Source organism: Micromonospora sp. NPDC005163 (assembly GCF_053599835.1).
This window is the reverse complement of the sequence record NZ_JBSFYP010000151.1, coordinates 1-2,805: the sequence shown is the minus strand read 5'-3', so window position 1 is coordinate 2,805 and position 2,805 is coordinate 1. Positions and strand designations below refer to the sequence as shown.

Annotated in this window: 2 protein-coding genes and 2 pseudogenes; 3 read left to right on the top strand and 1 reads right to left on the bottom strand. The window is 67.8% G+C overall.

The window, feature by feature from the left end; genetic code table 11:
• Positions 1-91 precede the first annotated feature (91 nt).
• A pseudogene (locus tag ACWD6N_RS37615) lies at positions 92-376 on the top strand (IS3 family transposase); the annotation flags it as partial.
• A 120-nt stretch (positions 377-496) separates the two neighbouring features.
• Here the strand turns inward: ACWD6N_RS37615 and ACWD6N_RS37610 are convergent.
• Positions 497-1,522 (bottom strand): NAD(P)H-dependent flavin oxidoreductase, encoded by a 1,026-nt coding sequence (locus tag ACWD6N_RS37610; protein WP_450006736.1) that lies wholly within the window; start codon positions 1,520-1,522, stop codon positions 497-499.
• Positions 1,523-1,781: 259 nt separating this feature from the next.
• Here ACWD6N_RS37610 and ACWD6N_RS37605 point away from each other — a divergent pair, with 259 nt between their 5' ends.
• Together ACWD6N_RS37605 and ACWD6N_RS37600 are read left to right on the top strand one after the other, a co-directional pair.
• Positions 1,782-1,985 (top strand): hypothetical protein, encoded by a 204-nt coding sequence (locus tag ACWD6N_RS37605; protein WP_354968788.1) that lies wholly within the window; start codon positions 1,782-1,784, stop codon positions 1,983-1,985.
• Between the two features lie 69 nt (positions 1,986-2,054).
• Positions 2,055-2,696: pseudogene (locus tag ACWD6N_RS37600) on the top strand (PhzF family phenazine biosynthesis protein); the annotation flags it as partial.
• Positions 2,697-2,805 lie beyond the last annotated feature (109 nt).

Here is a 2,805-nt window from a genome sequence, read left to right as displayed (position 1 = left end):
ACACTCGGATGGCGAACTCCCGCAGAAGCCCTCAACGATCACCTACTATCAATCCAAACAAGCGGTGTTGCGACGACCCCTTGAACCCGGGCAGTTCCGGTCGAAAAAGTTCGTCAAAGCGTTGCGGCGCAACGGCTTGACCGGCTCGATGGGCCGCGTCGCCGCCTGCGGCGACAACGCCGCGATGGAATCGTTCTTCGCCCTGCTGCAACGCAACGTCCTAGACCGGCAACGCTGGCAGACCCGCCACTAGCTGCGCTTGGCGATGGTGACCTGGATCGAACGAACCTACCACCGCCGCCGACGGCAACGACGCCTCGGCAAGCTCACACCGATCGAGTTTGAGACAATCACCAGGCCCGCACACGCGGCCTGAACCACTCAACCCCGCGAGTCAACCAGACCCGGGGCAGTCCCACCAGTACGCCGTCGACGTCGAACAGTACGGCAGTGCCGCGGTCGGGGTCTCCGCTGATGCGAGCGAGGGAAGTCATGGTTACGCAGCCCCGTCTGCCGTTTGAGTCATGCGGCGCATCTGCTCGATGACGTTCACAGTCTGCGCCGTGAGTTCGTGGATGAGCCGGGCTGCTGGTCGGACTTCCCGGACGAGCTCAACCGATTGGCCGGCGTAGAGGGCCATGTCCGCCAGGTCGCCGGTCATGCCGGGTAGGGGGATCAGATCCTCGTACCGGTAATGGGCCTGGCCTGCGCTGTCGAAGGCTACGACGTCGCCTTCGTCCGGGCGCCCTGGCGCTGAGAGTGAACCGGCTAGTTCCCACCGTTGCAGGGTTGGATTCCGCAATGCGCGGTGCGCGGCGTCGGGCCATCCTCCGTCGAAGCAGCGGGTATGGACGGTGTCCTCGGCGGTGGCGGCGACGAGCCGTTGCCGATACAGCTGGTGAGTGGAAGCCTCGGTGGTCGCGAGGAAACGGGTGCCCAGCCATGCGCCCTGCGCGCCCAAGGCCAGGACGGCGGCGAGGCCGCGGCCGTCGCTGATGCCGCCGGCGCCCATGACCGGAATGGGGCCCACCGTGTCGACAACGGCCGGCACCAGAACCATGGTGGTGGTCGTGCCGCGAACGTGGCCGCCGGCCTCCCAGCCCTGCGCCACGATGACATCGACGCCGCATTCGGCGGCGCGCACAGCCTCCCGCACGCTGCCGACGGTGTGCATGTGCAGCGCACCGGCGTCACGGATCCGCTGACTGACGGGTTCTGGGTCACCCCAGAAGGTGGAGATGATCGGTACGGCCTCGTCCAGGCACACCGCCAGCGTGTCGATCACGGGAAAGTCCAACACCAGATTCACCCCGAACGGCCGCGTAGTCCGCTGCCGAACGTGGCGGATGCCGAGGCGCGCGCGTTCGGGGCTCTGCCAGGTCGACGCCAGCATGCCGAGCCCACCGGCTTCGGCCACCGCCGCAGCCAGTTCGGGCGCCGCCGCGGATCCTATCGGCGCCTGCACCACCGGTACGTCGATGCCCAGCCGCTCGCACAATGCGGTACGCAACTTGGACGTCATATATGCTTGACCCTTCCTGCGCTTCGGAAACCGAATCATCGGCCGGGAGGTACTGTATCGGAAAGAGAAGCGCCCGGAGAAGCGGGGCGAGATTTCTATGGCGACGCCGAGGCCGGGAAGGCCGGTTCGCGGGTCGAGCACCGGGCGCCCCTTGATGGCGGCACTCGACCTTTTCGGACGTCGACGGAGCCTGCACATCGTCTGGGAGTAGCAGCGCGGCTCGCTCGGTTTCCGCGCGCTGCTGCAACACTGCGACAACATGTCGTCCAGCGTCCCGCGGCAGCGGCTGACCGAGCTGATCGAGGCATGCATCGTCAAGCAGGAACCGGGCGCCGCCTATGCCCTCACCCAGCTTGGGCAGGGCGCCTACCGAGCCTTGCGCCCCCTTGTCCGGTGGTCGGACGACTGGGCCCGCGCTCTCGCCGACGGCGGCCTGGCTACCGAGGCGGAAACCCCGACATGACCGGGAGGTACGGACGCGACGCGACGATCGTCGACCCCTGCACTCGCCCGCGGGGAAGGTGGCAGCCCTACGGCCGTGCTGATCGATGACATCGCGATCAGCGACAGCACTCGGCGCGCGATCGTCCGGCGCGCCGGCACCTCGCACGCGGCGTTCGTTGACGCCGAGGCGGGAACCACGCCCACCGTGCGGTTCTTCACCGCACATGGTGAGCTCACCAACTGCGGGCACGGCACCATCGCCGCCCAGGAGGTCCTGTTGCACCGTCGCCGGACCAGGGAACATCGCGCACGTCAGCGGACCGGTGGCCGCACCTTCGACACAACCGCGATCCAGCGCGATAACGGCATCGAGGTCTGGTTCGACCAGGGCACGGTGGAGCTTCAGGGCTGCACTGCCGCAGGGCTCGACAGCCTCCTCGTCGCCCTCGGCGTCAGATCGAACGACATGGCCGCCGACGACGCTCCGTGTGTCGCCTCACCGGGAACACCACGGCTTCTCGTGCCGGTCAGAACGCCAGGGCCCCGGCAAAGTCGTCAGGTGATGCCGAGTAGGGCCAGTGGTCGGTTGCTGTCGCGGGCGTGGTGGCGGTTGGCGGCGGCGATGTTGGTGACGCCGGTCAGGCGTAGGGCGCCGATGGCGGCGTTGCGCAGGGCTGCCATGACCTGGGGTCCGGTGCCGGTGCGGATCTGGGATCGGTCTTCGTCGTAGGTGACGTCGCGAATCCGTGCGCCGTGAGGCGCTGCTGTTTCGAGTGGAGGTGGGAGACCTTCACCGCTGACCCTGTCGCAGCAGGGCGGTGGAGCTGAGGGCAGCCTGA

What these genes read in the sequence shown, in the direction of transcription:
- ACWD6N_RS37605 (WP_354968788.1), top strand. Translation starts at nt 1,782, where the DNA reads ATGTCGTCCAGCGTCCCGCGGCAGCGGCTGACCGAGCTGATCGAGGCA.
- ACWD6N_RS37610 (WP_450006736.1), bottom strand. Translation starts at nt 1,522, where the DNA reads ATGACGTCCAAGTTGCGTACCGCATTGTGCGAGCGGCTGGGCATCGAC.